This is a genomic window from Duganella sp. Root1480D1 (genome assembly GCF_001427305.1).
GTDB lineage: Bacteria > Pseudomonadota > Gammaproteobacteria > Burkholderiales > Burkholderiaceae_D > Rugamonas.
In genome coordinates, this window is record NZ_LMFZ01000001.1 from 287,086 (window position 1) to 302,330 (window position 15,245).

The 15,245-nt window shown below is 61.8% G+C and carries 16 protein-coding genes and 1 riboswitch; of the genes, 6 read left to right on the plus strand and 10 right to left on the minus strand.

All coding sequences use genetic code 11. The features are described 5' to 3' along the window. The first annotated feature begins 3 nt into the window (after nucleotides 1-3). The 4 genes from ASD58_RS01465 (at nucleotide 4) to ASD58_RS01480 (ending at nucleotide 2,060) form a co-directional block, all read left to right on the plus strand. A complete protein-coding gene (locus tag ASD58_RS01465) occupies nucleotides 4-258 on the plus strand; it encodes a hypothetical protein (RefSeq protein WP_057259323.1) in 255 nt (84 codons plus the stop codon). Beyond that, complete coding sequence (locus ASD58_RS01470) at nucleotides 243-809, plus strand: hypothetical protein (protein ID WP_057259324.1); 567 nt, start codon at nucleotides 243-245, stop codon at nucleotides 807-809. Before ASD58_RS01465 ends, ASD58_RS01470 begins: the two co-directional genes overlap by 16 nt. A gap of 47 nt (nucleotides 810-856) precedes the next feature. Then, nucleotides 857-1,561, plus strand: coding sequence for a hypothetical protein (locus ASD58_RS01475; RefSeq protein WP_057259325.1), 705 nt, complete (start codon nucleotides 857-859; stop codon nucleotides 1,559-1,561). 130 nt (nucleotides 1,562-1,691) lie between these two features. Further along, nucleotides 1,692-2,060 (plus strand): putative quinol monooxygenase, encoded by a 369-nt coding sequence (locus ASD58_RS01480; protein WP_057259326.1) that lies wholly within the window; start codon nucleotides 1,692-1,694, stop codon nucleotides 2,058-2,060. A gap of 26 nt (nucleotides 2,061-2,086) precedes the next feature. On the opposite strand, the gene ASD58_RS01485 is transcribed toward ASD58_RS01480, so the two are convergent. From ASD58_RS01485 to ASD58_RS01495, 3 genes are read right to left on the minus strand one after another with little or no spacing between them, the layout of a single operon-like run. Next, a complete protein-coding gene (locus tag ASD58_RS01485) occupies nucleotides 2,087-2,500 on the minus strand; it encodes a GFA family protein (RefSeq protein WP_057259327.1) in 414 nt (137 codons plus the stop codon). A gap of 10 nt (nucleotides 2,501-2,510) precedes the next feature. Beyond that, nucleotides 2,511-2,969, minus strand: a complete 459-nt coding sequence (locus ASD58_RS01490; protein ID WP_057259328.1) for an immunity 26/phosphotriesterase HocA family protein — start codon at nucleotides 2,967-2,969, stop codon at nucleotides 2,511-2,513. A 36-nt stretch (nucleotides 2,970-3,005) separates the two neighbouring features. Further along, entirely contained in the window at nucleotides 3,006-3,305 is a 300-nt protein-coding gene (locus ASD58_RS01495; RefSeq protein ID WP_057259329.1) for a hypothetical protein, read from the minus strand. Between the two features lie 125 nt (nucleotides 3,306-3,430). Between ASD58_RS01495 and ASD58_RS01500 the strand changes: the two genes are divergently transcribed. Both ASD58_RS01500 and ASD58_RS01505 read left to right on the plus strand, forming a co-directional pair. Further along, the gene (locus ASD58_RS01500) at nucleotides 3,431-4,600 is read left to right on the plus strand and encodes an iron-containing alcohol dehydrogenase (RefSeq protein ID WP_057259691.1); all 1,170 of its coding nucleotides are present in this window, start codon (nucleotides 3,431-3,433) and stop codon (nucleotides 4,598-4,600) included. 7 nt (nucleotides 4,601-4,607) lie between these two features. Then, a riboswitch (TPP riboswitch) is annotated at nucleotides 4,608-4,706 on the plus strand. A 74-nt stretch (nucleotides 4,707-4,780) separates the two neighbouring features. Beyond that, on the plus strand, nucleotides 4,781-6,871 hold the full coding sequence (locus ASD58_RS01505) for a TonB-dependent siderophore receptor (protein WP_057259330.1): 2,091 nt from the start codon (nucleotides 4,781-4,783) through the stop codon (nucleotides 6,869-6,871). Here the strand turns inward: ASD58_RS01505 and ASD58_RS01510 are convergent. From ASD58_RS01510 to ASD58_RS32050, 7 genes are all read right to left on the minus strand, one after another. Further along, nucleotides 6,868-7,572, minus strand: coding sequence for a hypothetical protein (locus ASD58_RS01510; RefSeq protein ID WP_057259331.1), 705 nt, complete (start codon nucleotides 7,570-7,572; stop codon nucleotides 6,868-6,870). The genes ASD58_RS01505 and ASD58_RS01510 overlap by 4 nt on opposite strands. A gap of 3 nt (nucleotides 7,573-7,575) precedes the next feature. Beyond that, on the minus strand, nucleotides 7,576-8,091 hold the full coding sequence (locus ASD58_RS01515) for an AAA family ATPase (RefSeq protein ID WP_057259332.1): 516 nt from the start codon (nucleotides 8,089-8,091) through the stop codon (nucleotides 7,576-7,578). Then, entirely contained in the window at nucleotides 8,088-8,702 is a 615-nt protein-coding gene (gene pnuC, locus ASD58_RS01520) for a nicotinamide riboside transporter PnuC (RefSeq protein WP_057259333.1), read from the minus strand. Before pnuC ends, ASD58_RS01515 begins: the two co-directional genes overlap by 4 nt. 214 nt (nucleotides 8,703-8,916) lie before the next feature. Then, complete coding sequence (locus tag ASD58_RS01525; RefSeq protein ID WP_057259334.1) at nucleotides 8,917-11,061, minus strand: S46 family peptidase; 2,145 nt, start codon at nucleotides 11,059-11,061, stop codon at nucleotides 8,917-8,919. 69 nt (nucleotides 11,062-11,130) lie between these two features. Beyond that, nucleotides 11,131-12,660 carry a PAS domain-containing protein gene (locus tag ASD58_RS01530; RefSeq protein ID WP_057259335.1) on the minus strand — a complete coding sequence of 510 codons (1,530 nt, stop codon included), beginning with the start codon at nucleotides 12,658-12,660 and terminating at the stop codon, nucleotides 11,131-11,133. Further along, nucleotides 12,657-14,618: a CheR family methyltransferase gene (locus ASD58_RS01535; RefSeq protein WP_229209863.1), complete on the minus strand. Its 1,962-nt coding sequence runs from the start codon at nucleotides 14,616-14,618 to the stop codon at nucleotides 12,657-12,659. Before ASD58_RS01535 ends, ASD58_RS01530 begins: the two co-directional genes overlap by 4 nt. Next, nucleotides 14,552-15,208, minus strand: a complete 657-nt coding sequence (locus tag ASD58_RS32050; RefSeq protein ID WP_229209864.1) for a chemotaxis protein CheB — start codon at nucleotides 15,206-15,208, stop codon at nucleotides 14,552-14,554. The genes ASD58_RS01535 and ASD58_RS32050 overlap by 67 nt, the downstream gene beginning before the upstream one ends. Nucleotides 15,209-15,245: the final 37 nt, after the last annotated feature.

Sequence of the window (15,245 nt, forward strand, 5' to 3'; positions counted from 1 at the left end):
GCAATGGCGCAGGACTATGAACGAATCGGCCGGTTCATTTATTCGTTCCATCGAATTTGTGGTTCTGTCGAAGCGTTGACTGAAACTGCGTTGGCGGAGAATGCGCCGCGCGAGCTTAAAGTGCGGGCCGCGCGCCTCGCGCAGAAATTCAAGCACATCCTGGAAAACGCCGCGTCTACAGCCGATAGCGAAATTGAGGCGACGCTTAACGACGCATCTGAAGTACAAATGGAAATCAAGAAATGGCAATCCGTCTAAGCTGCTCCAAAATCCTGCTTGCACTCACCACGCTTACCCTTGGCATGCCGGCTTTCGCCGAGCCTGCGCCAACGGAGTTCGTCACGCAGGTTCTTGAGCCTACGGGCGGCAAGATTATGCGTCCGAAATCCTGGTTCTATACCGAGGGCCATCGCGGTCCAATGTATATGTGGACACTCTCGCGGGAAGACATTGCCGGTAATCGCCCGTATACGACTGGAGTCCGCGTCCAGACCTTTGTTGGCGTCAAAGAACACACGGGCAAGACCGCCAAGGAATTCATCACCGATTTTGTGGCGACAAAGAAGAAGAGCGCCCAAGTCCTTCACAGTTGCGACGAAACGGATCAGGGGCTGTTCACCCGCATCTGTCTCGAAACCGTAGAAGGCCCACACCACATTCTCTATTCCCTCTTCTGGGGCAGCAGCGGCATGGATATCGCTGTGGTCTCGATCGCGGGCACGACGAAGGAGCAATGGGAAACTTTCGCTCCGACTTTCCGGAGAATGGGCGACTTCGAACTTATCGACATGAAGCGCTTTGAAAAATGAACTCGACGTCGCTCAAGTCAAAGATTCAGAATTTTCGAAATAAGTGAATGACACGTTCATCAATCACCCTTGCCGATGCAAATAAGCTCCTTCGAAGCATTTTCGATCTGCCGGTGTCGCTGCCATGGAAAGGTCATGGCTCGGCAATTTTCCTTGAGCTAGGCAAGCTGGCTCCCTTGAGCCGTTCCAAGCAGCGCCGCCAAAACGGTGAAGTAACGATCTATATCGGTTGGGAGTGGCGCGTTGAGCAAGGTTGCAGGGTCCTCTACGGCAGTTCGAATAGTCGCCCGCAGATTGATGACTGCCTGGATGGGCTTCTCGGCGCTACGATAAAAAGCATAGCGATTGAGGGCCGGGTGCCAGAACTCGTTATTGAGTTCTCAAACGACCAGCGCCTCATTTCAGCGGCCATGTGCACTGACATTTCCGAGTGGAGCGTGCGACTTCCAGGGGCGGCATGGATAGACTGTGACAGAGGTACAGTCTATTTCGGTGATGGCGAAGCAATCGGCCTTTCGCAAGAAGTTGACATGAAGTTTGAACATGCCCAGCGCACTACGCAGCGCTGGGGGATTCCCAGCTCGGCGGGACTTGTGGGTCATTGTAGTGATTGTGTTTCCATGGTGCGCATCGATGGCGATGCGGCTTTTCTCGATTATGGCGTTTGCACTTCGGCTGACAGTCCATTTGATGGCCGCATCGTCAACATGTGCAGTGGCTGCTCGTTTTTTGTTGCCAGCGAAGCCCCGTAATATCAGTTTCACGTCAGCCTGAACTTCGCTAAGTTATCCGAACATGGTCCAGCGCGATGGATTGTGAATGGTAACGACTGCGTCCAGTTGAGGCTTTCCTTTTATTCCACCAAAACCAGTGGAGACAAGAATGTTCGTACCTGACACCTGCTGCACCTTCGTACCGTACTTCGAAATCGAGGACGGGCAGCTTGACGCCTTCAAAGGTCTCACGCAGAAGCTCGTCGCCAGGACGCGCACGGAGCCAGGCTGCATGCACTACGCTTTCTCATTCAGCGGCAATACCGCCCACTGTCGCGAGGGATATGTAGACGCCGCCGCCCTGCTCGCACATCGTGAGAACGTTGCTGAATTGATTGGCCAGGCATTGAAGATCTCACGGATCGTCAGGCTGGAAATCCACGCTCCAGAAGCGGAGATCGAAAAGCTTCGAGGCCCGCTGGCATCGCGGAGCCCACAATTCTTCGTGCTTGAAGAAGGCTTTCGCCGCACCAGCTAGGTCTGACGTTTCGCACTGTGGCGCGACTAGGCGCGTTCGAGGGCGCCGTCACGACGGGTACGGCGGTAGCGCGGCAGGTCGTCGCAGATCGGCTCCCAATGCAGGCGGTTTTCGGCGAAGGTGTGGTCTTGCGGCGGCAGTGCCTCGGGATCGTCCAGGCTGGAGGTGGTGATATCCATGTCCGCGGGCGAACTGTCGTCGGCAAAGGTGAGGTGGGTGCCGCAGGTGCCGCAGAATTCGCGCGTCACGCCGGGACTGGAATGGTAGGTGGCGGGCTTGCCGCGCACATATCGGAACTGGGAACGCAGCACGCTGAACCAGGCCACGCTGGGGGCGCCGGACAGTCGGCGGCACATCGAACAATGGCACCAGGTGCTCACCAACGCCGGCGCATCGGCTTCATACTGCACTGCGCCGCAAAAACAGCCGCCCGTGTACATAGGGATCTCCCTACTCCAGCAATTTGGTCATGAGCAGTTCCGCCGAGCCGTAGCCAAACAGCGAATCGCTCTCCAACCCCTCCGTGTCGTATGGCACGGACACTTCGCGCTCCGGCTTGGCCGGGTCGTCGCCGTAAGTCGCTTGCCAGGCGCGCTTCAAGGCGTCGGCGCGGCGGATGAACATCGGCACCGGCCAGTCGCTGCGCTGGAAGCCGATGGTGTTGCCGATCACGGGCCAGCGCCCGTTGGCCACTGCGATATCGCCGGTGCGGATCACCTTCAGCGCATCGTTGGCCGTCAACGGCTGTACTTCCGCCAGCGTTGGCAGCGTCCAGTGGATCGGTCCGAACAGGTAGGCCAGCATGACCTTTCCTTGCGGCGACAGGCGCGCCACCAGCCCGGTGGCATACCCGCCATTTCTGAGCGGGATGGCAAACCAGCTGCCCTCCCGGTACGGCTGCAACTTCATCGACTTCCTTTCTGTTTGCAGCGCAGTACCAGGAGCTTACTCGTAGTGGTACTGCGCGGCGATCGGTCCCGCCTTGAACAGCGCTTCCTTCATTTCCTTGTCCATTTTCGGATCGCGCCGGCGCACCCATTCCAGCAGCATCGCGATCTGCTTGCGCGTGGCATCGCGATGGCTGGCCATGACCAGCTTCAGCTCGGGGTCGGTGCACGTTTCGATGCGCTGGTTCTGCAAATCCAGCATCTCGATCTTCTCGCTCAACGACGTTAGCGCCCGGTGCATATCCAGCACCTGGGCATTGAGGTAGTCGCGCGGCTCGACCACGTGTTCCTGTGTCATCTCACTCTCCTTAGGCATGCGGGTACACGCATTGTCAGCCTGCGGCGCGGATTTCTCAAGTGTAGCAAGGGGTCCGGCGGGGTGTCGCACGGATGGGCGAGATTTGCGCGATAATGCCCGGCACTATGCAAAACTTCGAATTCCATAATCCGACCCGCATCATTTTCGGCGTGGGTCAAATTGCCTCCTTGGCAAAACATATTCCCTCCAATGCACGCGTGCTGATGCTGTACGGCGGCGGCAGCATCAAGGCCAACGGCACCTATGATGAAGTGCGTGCGGCGCTGGCGGGGCTGGAACATCCGGTGCTGGAGTTTGCCGGCATCGAGCCCAATCCGCGCTATGAAACGCTGATGAAGGCGGTGGAACTGATCCATCGCGAGAACATCGACTTCCTGCTGGCCGTGGGCGGCGGCTCTGTTGTCGACGGCACAAAATTTGTTGCCGCCGCGGCGGCCTACGACGGCGATGCCTGGGACATCCTGAAAATCGGCGGCAAGGTGGTGAAGGCTGCCCTGCCCTTTGGCGCCGTGCTGACGCTGCCGGCCACCGGCTCGGAAATGAACAGCGCCAGCGTGATCAGCCGCGCCGAAACGCAGGAAAAGCGCGCCTTCATGAGTCCACACGTGTATCCGCGCTTCTCGGTGCTCGACCCGGCCAAGACATTGACCCTGCCGCTGCGCCAGGTCGGTAACGGCGTGGTCGATGCGTTCGTCCACACCACGGAGCAGTACCTGACCTACCCGGCCAATGCGCCGGTACTGGACCGCTTTGCCGAAGGCTTGCTGCAAACCCTGCTGGAACTGGGCCCGCAAGTGCTGGCGCGCCCGGACGACGTGGAAGTGCGCGCCAACATCATGTGGAGCGCCACCATGGCGCTGAATGGCCTGATCGGCGTCGGCGTGCCGCAGGACTGGGCCACCCACGGCATCGGCCACGAGCTGACCGCCCTGTTTGGCCTGGACCACGCGCAGACGCTGGCGATTGCGCTGCCGGGCGTGCTGCAGATCCGCCGCGAGGCCAAGCGCGGCAAGCTGCTGCAGTACGCCGAGCGCGTCTGGGGCCTGCATGCGGGCAAAGGCACGGAAGACGAACGCATCGACGCGGCGATCGGCAACACGCGCGCCTTCTTCGAGCAGATGGGCGTACCGACCCGCCTGTCCGGCTACGGCCTGGGTTCGGAGGCGATCGACGCCGTCGTCGCCGCCATGGAAACGGCCGGCCTGACCGGCCTGGGCGAACGCCGCGACATCACGCCTGCCGACGTGCGCAAGGCGCTGCAATTGAGCCTGTAGTACAATACCGCCTCGCTAGGGGTCCTCGCGCATGTGCGCGGGGTGAGAAATACCCTCCGAACCTGATCTGGATAATGCCAGCGAAGGAAAGCGTAGACGGTTGAAGGCCCGCAGTTCCGGGGCCCTGCTCTCACCCTGTCGTGCTCTCCCGCTGGCGCAACGTACAGCAAGAGCACAAAAATGACTCAATACCGCCTCACCCTGGCCGCACTGGCCGTCGCCTCCGCCTTCGCTCCCGCCGCCTTCGCGCAGGAGCAGAGCATGACCGAAGTGGTCATTACCGCCAACCGCATCGCCGCCGAACGCGCCTCCGTGGCCGGCTTCAGCGAGCAGCCGTTGCTGCAGACTCCCGCTTCGGTCAGCGTGGTGACGCGCGAACAGATCCAGGACCTGAACATCTTCAGCACCACCGACGCCGTTAAATTCGATGCCAGCATCGGCGACGCCTACAACGCGGTGGGCTATGCCGAACAGTTCTCGATCCGCGGCTTCAAGCTGAATAACGCCAATTCCTACCGTAAGGATGGCCATCCGATTTCCGGCGACACCCAGATCCCGCTGGAAAACAAGGAAAGCATCGAAGTGCTGCGCGGCCTGGCCGGATTGCAGGCTGGCGTGGCGGCGCCGGGCGGCGTGGTGAATTACGTGACCAAGCGCCCCACCGACACCACCCTGCGCTCGGCGACATTTGCCGTGGGCGAGCGCGGCACCCTGCTGGGCAGCGTCGACCTGGGCGGCCGCTTCGAAGACCGCCGCTTCGGCTACCGCATCAATGCAGCCGGTGAACGCATGCGCTCCATCATCGAAGGCGCCGACGGCCACCGCAGCTTCGTGTCCGGCGCTTTCGACTTCCGCATCAGCCCGCAGGCACTGCTGCAGATCGATGCCGACTACCAGAAGAAATCGCAGAAGTCGGCGCCTGGTTTCCAACTGATCGGCGGCACCAGCCTGCCGGTGGTCGACGCAGCCACCTTCCTGAACGACCAGCCTTGGGCCAAGCCGGTGGAAACGGAAACCAGCAATATCGGCGTGAATTTCCAGTACCAGCTTTCGCCTGAGTGGAAGGCAACCCTGAGCGCCAACCAGCACCGCTTCAAGCGCGACGACTACACTGCCTTCCCTTACGGCTGCTCGAGCGAGTCGCTGTGGCCGGGCTACTGCACCAACGGCGACTACGATGTGTACGACTACCGCAGCCTGGGCGAGGAGAAGAAGCCGCTGTCGGCCAAGGCGCAGTTAAATGGCCGCTTTGCGACCGGTGCGCTGCGCCACGAGCTGGCAGCCGGCCTATCCTTCTTCAGCAACCATGAGAGCTGGGGCGATTACGTGTATGAATTCGCTGGCGTCAGCAATATCTACCATCCAGTGGTGGTGCCGATGACCGACAAGCAAGTGGGCCCGGTCTCCGAGCGCCGTAACGATCATGAGCGCTCGGCCTTCGTGCAGGACATCATCAGCCTGAGCGAACAACTGGCGCTGCACACCGGCGTGCGTTATGCCTCCCTGCGCCGCAATGAGGCCGGCGTCGAGCCGGTGCGCAAGAACTTCTGGCTGCCGAATGTGTCGCTGGTATTCAGCCCGAGCTCCAAGCTGTCCTATTACGCCAACTATGCGCAGGGCCTGCAGTACGGCAGCGTAGCGCCGATCGGCACCAGCAACGAAGCCCTGGCGCTGGCGCCGGGCAAGTCGAAACAGGTGGAGCTGGGAGCCAAGGCTGAAGTGAACGGCATCACGCTGACAACCGCGCTGTACCAGATCGAGCAAGGCCTGGAATTCACCGATGCGGCTTCCAACACCTTCGTGCGCAGTGGCCAGGAACGCCACCGCGGCGTGGAGTTCAGCGCACAAGGCAAGGTAAGCCGCGAGCTGCTGCTGGGTGCTTCGATGGCAGCGAGCCATACCGAGCAGGAAGGCACCGGCCTGGCAGGCCTGGACGGCAAGCGCGTGACCAATGTGCCGAACTTCAAGTCGACTGTGTGGGCTGATTACGCGGTGAGCGAAGTACCGGGCCTGAAGCTGAATGCGAACTGGCAGTTCGCGGGCCGCAAGGCGTTCGACCAGGAGAACAAGACCATGGTGCCGTCGTACCATTTGGTGAACCTGGGCGGCTCCTACGCCACCCGCGTGGGCGGTGCATCGGTGATCTTGCGCGCACAGTTGAAGAATGCCTTCGACAAGTTCTACTGGCGCGATGTGACGCCGGAACTGGGCGGCTACCTGTTCCCGGGTTCGCCGCGCACCTTCCTGCTCTCCGCGCAGGTGGACTTCTAAAAGACGTATTGGGCGCGCATGCTGAAGGAGTTGGCTGCGCGTCCCGAGTTCTTGCCAAACAGGTAGGCTGCTTCGTATTTGAAGTGGCCCGCTTCGCCGAAGAATGCCGGTCCGGCGCGGTGCGATTGTTTTTTCGCCGGCAGCCAGTCATTCCACTTTCCTACTTCGCCAAAGCCCTGCAGGCCTGGCGAGAACCAGCGCTTCCAGCGTTGCTTGACCTGCCACTGGTAGGCCAGCTCGGTTTCATTGTGCTCCCCATTGTCCATTTCGCGCTGGAAGAACAGGTTGAAGTTCAACTGGGTGCGCCAGACCTGCGCCTGCAGCACCGGGCCGAACTCCACTGCATATCCGTCGTCACGCCGCCGGGCGCGCTCCACCAGCGTGTGCAGCGCTACGTCCACGTCGTACTGACCTTGGGTCAGCAGGAAGTCGTTCTGCCATTCGATGCCGGTGTTGCGCGTTTGCCGCCCATCGCGCTGGAACCATTGCGTGGTCAATTCAGTGTACCAGCGCGAGGTTACGCCATAGCCAAGGCCGATTTCCGGGCTTGCGGTGTTGCGGGAGTTCTTGTAGTGGGCATTCCAGTACTTGTAGTCGATTGAAGCCTGGCCTTCCACGTCGTAGACGGTGACCATGTAATAACCCGTCTCGCCAAACGCCGCCAGCGGAAACATGGCGGCCAGCGCGAGCAGTTTTTTCATGCCTCAATCTCCTAGGAGTTGACCTACTTGCTTCAGACGCTGTTCGAGGTCGCCCGAGATGCGCGTGTAAGGCACGCCGCGCCGGGCCAGCTCGTTGAGCAGGATCGAGTCAATAATACCGCTGACATCTTGCTCTTCGTGATGCAGTCCGTCGGGTATCCACGCAAATTCAGGCTTGCAGATCAGGGTTATGTCGTATTGGCGCGACGCTGCGAGGCTTTCGAGCTGCTCGTCGATGCCGCCGAAGTAGTGGATGCTGTAGACCGCCGTCATCAGCGGCGTGGTATCGCAGAACAGGAAGCGGCCGCCCTGCGCGGCCAGTGCATCTTCGCGCGCCACCTGGGTGGTGGCAATGAGGAACTGGTCGGTCGATACGGGGACGCTCTGGCGCGCGTCGCAGAACTCGCGCAGGTATTCGGGCACCCAGATGGCGCCGTAGCGAGCTGCCAGCGCTTGCGCCAGGGTGGTCTTGCCGGAGGCTGCGGCGCCGACGATGGCGACGCGGTAAGGCTGCTTCATTTCCAGACGACTGCTTCTTCCGGCTCTTCGCTGCTGCCCTGCCAGGCCAGCAGGCCGGCAATGGCCATGGCGACGAACATGCCGTACAGGATGGCCGTCGGCAACAGGCCCTTGTGGATATACAGTGCGACGTACAGGACGTCGACGATGATCCAGACGTACCAGTTTTCGATCTTCTTGCGCGACAGGAGGGCCTGGCCCACCAGGCTGCCGGCGGTGAGGAAGGCATCTGCGTTCGGCACATCGGTGTCGGTGAAGCGGCGCAGGAACCAGGCCAGGATACCGAAGCCCACCAGCCAGGCTACGCCGGACAGCATGCGGCCGCGCCCATCCAGCGTCGATACCCCCAGTTGCTGGCCATGATTCCCGTGCAGCCATTGGTACCAGCCCCAGAGCGACACCGTCGCGAATACGACCTGCAGCGCCATGTCGCCATACAGCTTGACACCGAAGAACACCACGCCGTAAGTCGCCGACGACACGATGGCGAACAGCCAGGCCCAGTGGTTCTGGCGGATGTTCAGCCACACCGTCAGCACGGACAGCGCGAAGGAGACCAGTTCCAATGGAGTGGTAGTGGCCAGGCCGAACAGGGAAATGGTCTCGTTCATGTGATTGCGTTTGGATGAGGCGGGATTATGCCATGAGCGGGAAGCCACGACCAAAACTCGAGCTTGCCATTATGAAAATGGCGGGCGGCACGCCCCAAGGTACGCAGATTTAAGAGCAAACAAGAGCGAATAAGAGAAAATAAGAGCGATTAAGAGCGATTAAGAGATTTGCCGAAAAAAGAAAAGGGGCTCACCGTGAGCCCCTTCTCGCTGCTTACTTCTGCGGATACTTGATGGTCATTTCCTTCAGCAGGTTGTCCGCATGATCAACCTCTTTCATCACCCACAGCATGTAGCGCACGTCCAGGTGGATGGCGCGCGTAATATCGCGGTCGAAATACCAGTCCTTGGTAATGGACTCGTAGGTGGAGTCGAAGTTCAGGCCAATCAGTTCGCCGCGCTTGTTCATGACGGCAGAACCGGAATTGCCGCCGGTGGTATCAGCCGAGGACAGGAAATCGACCGGCACGGTGCCCAGCACCGGATCCTTGAACTGGCCGTAACGCTTGGCCTTGACCGCATCGATCAGGGCCTGCGGCGCATCGAACGGGTCCTTGCCGGTATGCTTCTCCAGGATGCCTTCCACCGTGGTGAACGGGCCCTTGGTGATGCCGTCACGGCCCGGATAGGCCGACACGGTACCGTAGGTCACGCGCAGGGTGGAGTTGGCGTCAGGGTAAACCGGCTTGCCCTGCGATTTCTTCCATGCGATCACCGAGGCCATGTACTGCGGGATGATCTTTTCCAGGTTGCCGTCAACTTCCTTGCGGCGCTCCTCCAGGGTCATGGCCACGCCATGCATGCGCACGGCCAGCTTGATGAACGGGTCTGCCGACTGCTCGAAATCGGCCGGCGCCTTGTCCATCCAGGCCAGGCGGGTTGCGGTATCGGCCAGGCCGGTCTTCTGGTACATGGCTGGCACGTCGGCCAGTGCCGGGGTCAGGTTGTCCAGCCACTGCGGGTGTGCCTTGGTCGGCAGCTTGACGTAGCGCTGCAGGCCAGCCACATAACGGGCCTGGTCGACCGACGACACAAACGACTGCTCCAGGCGGCTCAGGCGCGCCTTGATGTTGGCGATATCGCGCTCCTGGAAACCAGGTTCGCGGTCAGCATCGGCCTTCTGCTTTTCCAGCGCCAGGCGGTACAGGGTGCGCGCGGATTTCAGCAAGTCGCTGTAGGTCGCCACGCCGTAGGCGAATTCGTCGTCGCTCAGGTCCATGTCGGCGGCGATGGCGGCGTCCAGCTCGGCCAGCATGGCTGGCGAAGACTTGGGCTGCTTGCCGTACCAGGTGCGGAAATCCGCGTCCTGCTTGTCCTTGATGGCAGCGATATCCTTGCGCGCGAAGCCGTCCAGCAGGCCCTGGGTTTTCTTCATGCGGTTGTTGATCGACTTGACCACGCTGGCGTAGCGCACCACGTCGTTTTCCTTGCCCTTGGTGGCAGCAGCGATGGCGTCGAGGTCGGCCTGGTAATCGGCCACCATCATCGGGTAGCTCAGGTCGCGCGCATAGCGGATTTCAACCGGCAGCTTGTAGCGGCTGGTGCGGCCAGGATAGCCGGCCAGCAGGATAGGATCGCCGTTCTTCAGGCCTTCGGCGGAAACCACCAGGAAGTCCTTCGACTTGTACGGCACGTTGTCCGGCGACGGGTCGGCCGGCTTGCCGTCCTTGCCCACGTAGGCGCGCAGGAAGGAGTAGTCGCCGGTATGGCGCGGCCACTCGTAGTTGTCGATGTCGCCACCGTAGTTGCCGATCGATTCAGGCGGAGCGTACACCAGGCGCACGTCCTTGATCATCATCTGGCGGATGCGGTAGTACTCGGCGCCGCGGTGGAAGGCCGGCACGGAGCAGCGGTAGTTCTTGTCGGTCTCGCAGTCGGCGATCAAGGCCTTGATGCGCTTTTTCACCTCGGCGTGGCGGTCCTTGCCGGTCAGCTTGTCCAGGCCGCCGTTCACGCGCTCGGTCACGTTTTCCACCTTGTCGGTCACATAGACGCGGGTGGTCGGGCCGCCCGGCAGTTCTTCGGCGCGGGTCTTGGCCAGGAAGCCGTTGGCGATGTAGTTCTTTTCTGCGGTCGAATTGCGCTGGATGGCGCCGTAAGCGCAGTGGTGGTTGGTGACCACCAGGCCTTCAGGGGACACGAACGAGGCGGAGCAGCCGTCCAGCGACACGATGGCGCTCATTGGATGCCTGGACAGGTCGGCCAGGCGCTCGGCCGGGATGGTAATGCCGATGCGTTGCAGTTCCGCCCTCAGTTGCGGCAGTTGGTGCGGCTGCCACTGGCCTTCGTCGGCCTGGGCGGGAGCGAACGCGGCAAAGCCAGACACAATGGCTGCCGAAAGTGCGAGTTTTTTAGTCAAAACAGTCCCCTGAACGTATAAAAGCACCGGCAGTATATGCGTTCCGGGGCCTCAGGGCTATTGACTTTTTTACAACGGAAGCCGCACCGTCACGCAGCATCCCGCGCCCGGCTCATATTCGTTCAGGGAGAAGCTGCCGTGCAGGGCGTCGACCCGCTCCTGCATGCCGATCAGGCCAAAGGAGCCGGGGCGCTCGCGGCAGGCGGGCGCGATGCCGATGCCGTTGTCCTCCACTTCCAGCAGCGCCACCTCGTGCTCCACCCCAAGCCGCACCGCCACCTGGCCGGCGCGCGAGTGGCGCAGCACGTTGACCAGGGCTTCCTGCACGATGCGGAACAATACCAGGCTGGTTTCGCTGTCGATGGCCGCCAGCTCCGTTTCGCCCGGCAGGGCCAGCTCGTAATGCAAGCTGCTGCGGTGGCGGAAGTCGTTGACCAGCCACTCCAGCGCCGCCGCCAGGCCAAGGTCCAGCACCGAGGGCCGCAATTCGTTCATGATGCCGCGCACGCTGCGCAAGGTGGCGTCGATGTTTTCCAGCGCAGCCCCCACGCGCCGCGCAAAGCGCGTCTGGCGGCCTTCCATGCGCTCGTTGAGCTGGGCGATGTCCAGCTTCAGGGCCAGCAGGTTCTGGCCCAGTTCATCGTGGATTTCGCGCGCGATGCGCTTGCGTTCTTCTTCCTTGACGGCCGCCATGTGCGCCGACAACTGGCGCAACTGGCCGTTGGCGTGCAGCAGTTCGGCGGTACGCTGCACCACGCGCGTTTCCAGGTTGCGGTGCAGGTCCTGCAGGGCCGATTCGGCCTGTTTGCGGCGGCTGATGTCGGTCAGCACTGCGACCAGGCCCACGCAGCCGTCGGCGCCAGCGAGCGTGCGCAGCGAGAGCGTCGCCTGATAAGCGCCGCCATCGGGACGGCGGCCGGAGATTTCGCCCTGCCAGCTACCGCTGGTCAACGCCTTCAACGCGACCTCTGCGCCGCACAGGTCGGCCAGATCGCTGCCGATGGATTTCACTTCCGTCAGTCCGCTGATGGCGCAAAAGGCTGGATTAACCGAGGCGATGACGCCATCGGCATCGGCCACGGCCACCCCTTCGCCCAGGTTGTCCAGCACGGCGAAAGCGCGGCGCAGGGCTGCATCGTTCTGCTCCCGCGAGCGCACCTCGCTGAGCACCATGCGGATTGCTTCGCCGGCGTGATCGAGATTGGCTTCGATATGTACCCGCCCGCCGCCGATGCCGTGGAACAGCTGCGCGTCCATGGCGGCGCTGGCGCCATCGGCATGGAGGCTGGCCAGCAGTTGGCGCAGCGCCGGCTGGCAGGCTGGCGCCACGAAGCGCTCCACCGGCTGGCCGGGCAAATCCTGCAGCGCCATGGCGAATAGCGCCGCCGCGGCGCGATTGGCGCCGGCGATCATGCCGTCGCGCGCCAGCGCCAGGTAGCATACCGGCGCCTGGTCGAACAGTCCCGCATAGCGCAGCAAGCCCTGCTCGACCTCCCGTTTCTGACGCTCGAGCTCCGCCAGGGCGGCACTCTGGACTTCCAGTTCCAGCTGGCTGACTTGCAGCTCATGCCATTGGCGCAGGGCGTCGGTACGGCTCATTTGGGGTTGCCTCCTTCAGGCGTTAAACGCGCTTCCAGCAATTTCAGTTCGGTGACGTTGACGAAGGTTAGCACGAGGCCGTCGATCACGTTGTTTACGGTGCGGTAAGGCATGATACGCACCATGAACCAGCGTCCGTCGCGGGTCGGGATCTGGCGCTCGCAGAATACCAGGGAGCGCAGCACTTCGGCCGCGTCATTCTCCATGTCAGGGTACACCAGGTCGTTGGCGATATCGCTCAGCGGACGATTCAGGTCGGTGGCGATCAGCTTGTACAACTGGGTGGCCTGGTTGGTGTAGCGCCGGATGTTCATCTGGCTGTCCAGGAAGATGACGGCTATATCGGTGCTGTTCAACAGGTTTTTCATGTCGCTGTTGACCAGCGACAGGTCGTCCACCTTGGACTGTAGTTCGGCGTTGACGGTGTACAGCTCTTCGTTGAGCGACTGCATTTCTTCCTTCGAGGTGGTCAGTTCCTCGTTGGTCGACTGCAGTTCCTCATTGGTCGATTGCAGTTCTTCGTTGGCCGCCTTCAGCTCCTCGCGCGAGGTTTGCATCTCTTCGCGCACTGCCTGCAGTTCCAGGCGCGCCATGGTCAGTTGCTGTTCCAGTTCTTGCGGGCGCGGATCGGCGCCGCGGCTGCCGCGCTTGCGGGCCGGCATCGGCGAAGCGTTGAAGGTCACCAGCAGGTTGTGGCCGGAATGGGCGTCTTCGCGCACCACTTCGACCGTCATGTCGACCAGCAGCGAGGCGGCGCCGTCCTTGAACAGCAGCTCGCGCACGGTTTCCGTGGCCTCACTGCGGTTGGCGCGTTCGATCAGGTCGGCCAGCTCGTAGCGCAGGCCATCGCGCGCCATGGCATGGATATTCCAATTGGCGCGTCCGGCCGCCGGCTCCAGGAAGGTGCCCGTGCGGCCATGGATGTAGAGGATATCGCCATCGCTATTGATCATGACTGCCGCCGGCGTATGGGCTTTGAGCAGCAGGTGTTCTACTTGTGTCTGGATATTGCCGTTCATGGTCATGGTAGTAACTTCGATGGAGCTTGGTTGCGCGGCCTTCGCGATCTTGGTCGGAAAATAGTTCGCCACGCGCTGCGTGCTGGCGTCCAGGCGGCGGTATATGCGTCCGCAACCCGGCACCGCCGTAAACAACTCGTTGTAGCTGCCTGGCGTATCCGCGCTGCCCAGCATCAGCAAGCCTTCCGGTTTCAAGGCATAGTGGAACAGCGGTATCAACTGTTCCTGCAGTTTTGGGTTGAAATAGATTAGCAGATTGCGGCAGCTAAGAATATCGAGTTTGGTGAACGGCGGGTCGGAAATGATGTTCTGCTGCGCGAAGATGATCATGTTGCGCAGTTCTTTGCGGATGCGATAGCCGGAGCCGTCCGCCACGAAATAGCGTAGCAAGCGTTCGTGCGTCACATTGTCTTCCACACCGCGGCCGAACACGCCCTGGCGCGCCTTGTCGATGGCGTCGCCATGCAGGTCGGTGGCAAAAATCTGCAGCGTGTATTTGCCGGACTCCTGCGCATTGGCGCGCATGACTGCTTCGTCGAACACCATAGCCAGGGTGTAGGCTTCTTCGCCGGTCGAGCAAGCCGGCACCCAGGCCTTGAAGGCCGCCCCGTCAGGATTGGCAGCAAGCAGCGCCGGTATGGTCTCGTGGCACAGGTGCTCCCACACGGTCGGGTCGCGGAAGAAACTGGTCACCCCGATCAGCATTTCGCGGAACAGCAGCTGCACCTCGCCCGCATTTTCGCGCAGGTAGGCCACGTAGGACTCCATCGAATCGAGCTGGTGCAGCTTCATGCGGCGCTCGATGCGGCGCAGCACGGTGCTCATCTTGTATTCGGTGAAGTTGTTGCCGGTATGGCGCTGCAGCAGCGACATCAGCTCGCGCAAGGCCTGGCGCCGTGGGCGCCGCCATGCGGCACCGAGCGCACCTGGCACAGCCACATCGGCATGGCGCCTGGCGGCGCCACGAAATCGGCCACGCCGGCCGTAATGGCGCTGCGCGGCATCGAATCGAATTTGGCGGAATTGGGTTCCTGCGCCAGGGTCACTCCTCCCGCTTCCTGGATGGCGCGCAGGCCGGCCGTGCCGTCGGTGCCCATGCCGGAAAACACCACGCCGGCGGCAGCCTGTCCTTTTTCAGCCGCCAGGGTGCGGAAGAACGAGTCGATCGGGTAGCGGCCATGGGTGTCGGAAGTCTCCACCGCCATCAGTTTTCCGCTGGAAAAGGCCAGGTCGAAGTTCGGCGGCGCCACGTACACATGGTCCGGCCGCACCTCGATCGATTCGGCGATCTCGCACACTTCCATGGAGGTGATACGGCGCAGCAGCTCAGGCAGCAGGCCGCGCCGCGATGGATCCTGGTGCTGCAGCACGATGAACGCCATTCCCGTGCGGGACGGCATGGAGGCCAGGAACTCGGAAATCGCGTCGAGCCCGCCGGCCGACGCGCCCATGCCAACGATTTGCACCGCCTGGCGGTGCCGCAGTGCCTCGCTGGAGTCCGAATCGGATGAAACCAAGGGGTTAGTCATCCCAGCATGATGCCAGTGACGCAAGGAAATGGCAAAC

Excerpts from the sequence above, each read along its gene's own strand:
- ASD58_RS01465 (WP_057259323.1), top strand. The coding sequence starts at position 4 with ATGGCGCAGGACTATGAACGAATCGGCCGGTTCATTTATTCGTTCCAT.
- ASD58_RS01470 (WP_057259324.1), top strand. The coding sequence starts at position 243 with ATGGCAATCCGTCTAAGCTGCTCCAAAATCCTGCTTGCACTCACCACG.
- ASD58_RS01475 (WP_057259325.1), top strand. The coding sequence starts at position 857 with ATGACACGTTCATCAATCACCCTTGCCGATGCAAATAAGCTCCTTCGA.
- ASD58_RS01480 (WP_057259326.1), top strand. The coding sequence starts at position 1,692 with ATGTTCGTACCTGACACCTGCTGCACCTTCGTACCGTACTTCGAAATC.
- ASD58_RS01485 (WP_057259327.1), bottom strand. The coding sequence starts at position 2,500 with ATGTACACGGGCGGCTGTTTTTGCGGCGCAGTGCAGTATGAAGCCGAT.
- ASD58_RS01490 (WP_057259328.1), bottom strand. The coding sequence starts at position 2,969 with ATGAAGTTGCAGCCGTACCGGGAGGGCAGCTGGTTTGCCATCCCGCTC.
- ASD58_RS01495 (WP_057259329.1), bottom strand. The coding sequence starts at position 3,305 with ATGACACAGGAACACGTGGTCGAGCCGCGCGACTACCTCAATGCCCAG.
- ASD58_RS01500 (WP_057259691.1), top strand. The coding sequence starts at position 3,431 with ATGCAAAACTTCGAATTCCATAATCCGACCCGCATCATTTTCGGCGTG.
- ASD58_RS01505 (WP_057259330.1), top strand. The coding sequence starts at position 4,781 with ATGACTCAATACCGCCTCACCCTGGCCGCACTGGCCGTCGCCTCCGCC.
- ASD58_RS01510 (WP_057259331.1), bottom strand. The coding sequence starts at position 7,572 with ATGAAAAAACTGCTCGCGCTGGCCGCCATGTTTCCGCTGGCGGCGTTT.
- ASD58_RS01515 (WP_057259332.1), bottom strand. The coding sequence starts at position 8,091 with ATGAAGCAGCCTTACCGCGTCGCCATCGTCGGCGCCGCAGCCTCCGGC.
- pnuC (WP_057259333.1), bottom strand. The coding sequence starts at position 8,702 with ATGAACGAGACCATTTCCCTGTTCGGCCTGGCCACTACCACTCCATTG.
- ASD58_RS01530 (WP_057259335.1), bottom strand. The coding sequence starts at position 12,660 with ATGAGCCGTACCGACGCCCTGCGCCAATGGCATGAGCTGCAAGTCAGC.
- ASD58_RS32050 (WP_229209864.1), bottom strand. The coding sequence starts at position 15,208 with ATGACTAACCCCTTGGTTTCATCCGATTCGGACTCCAGCGAGGCACTG.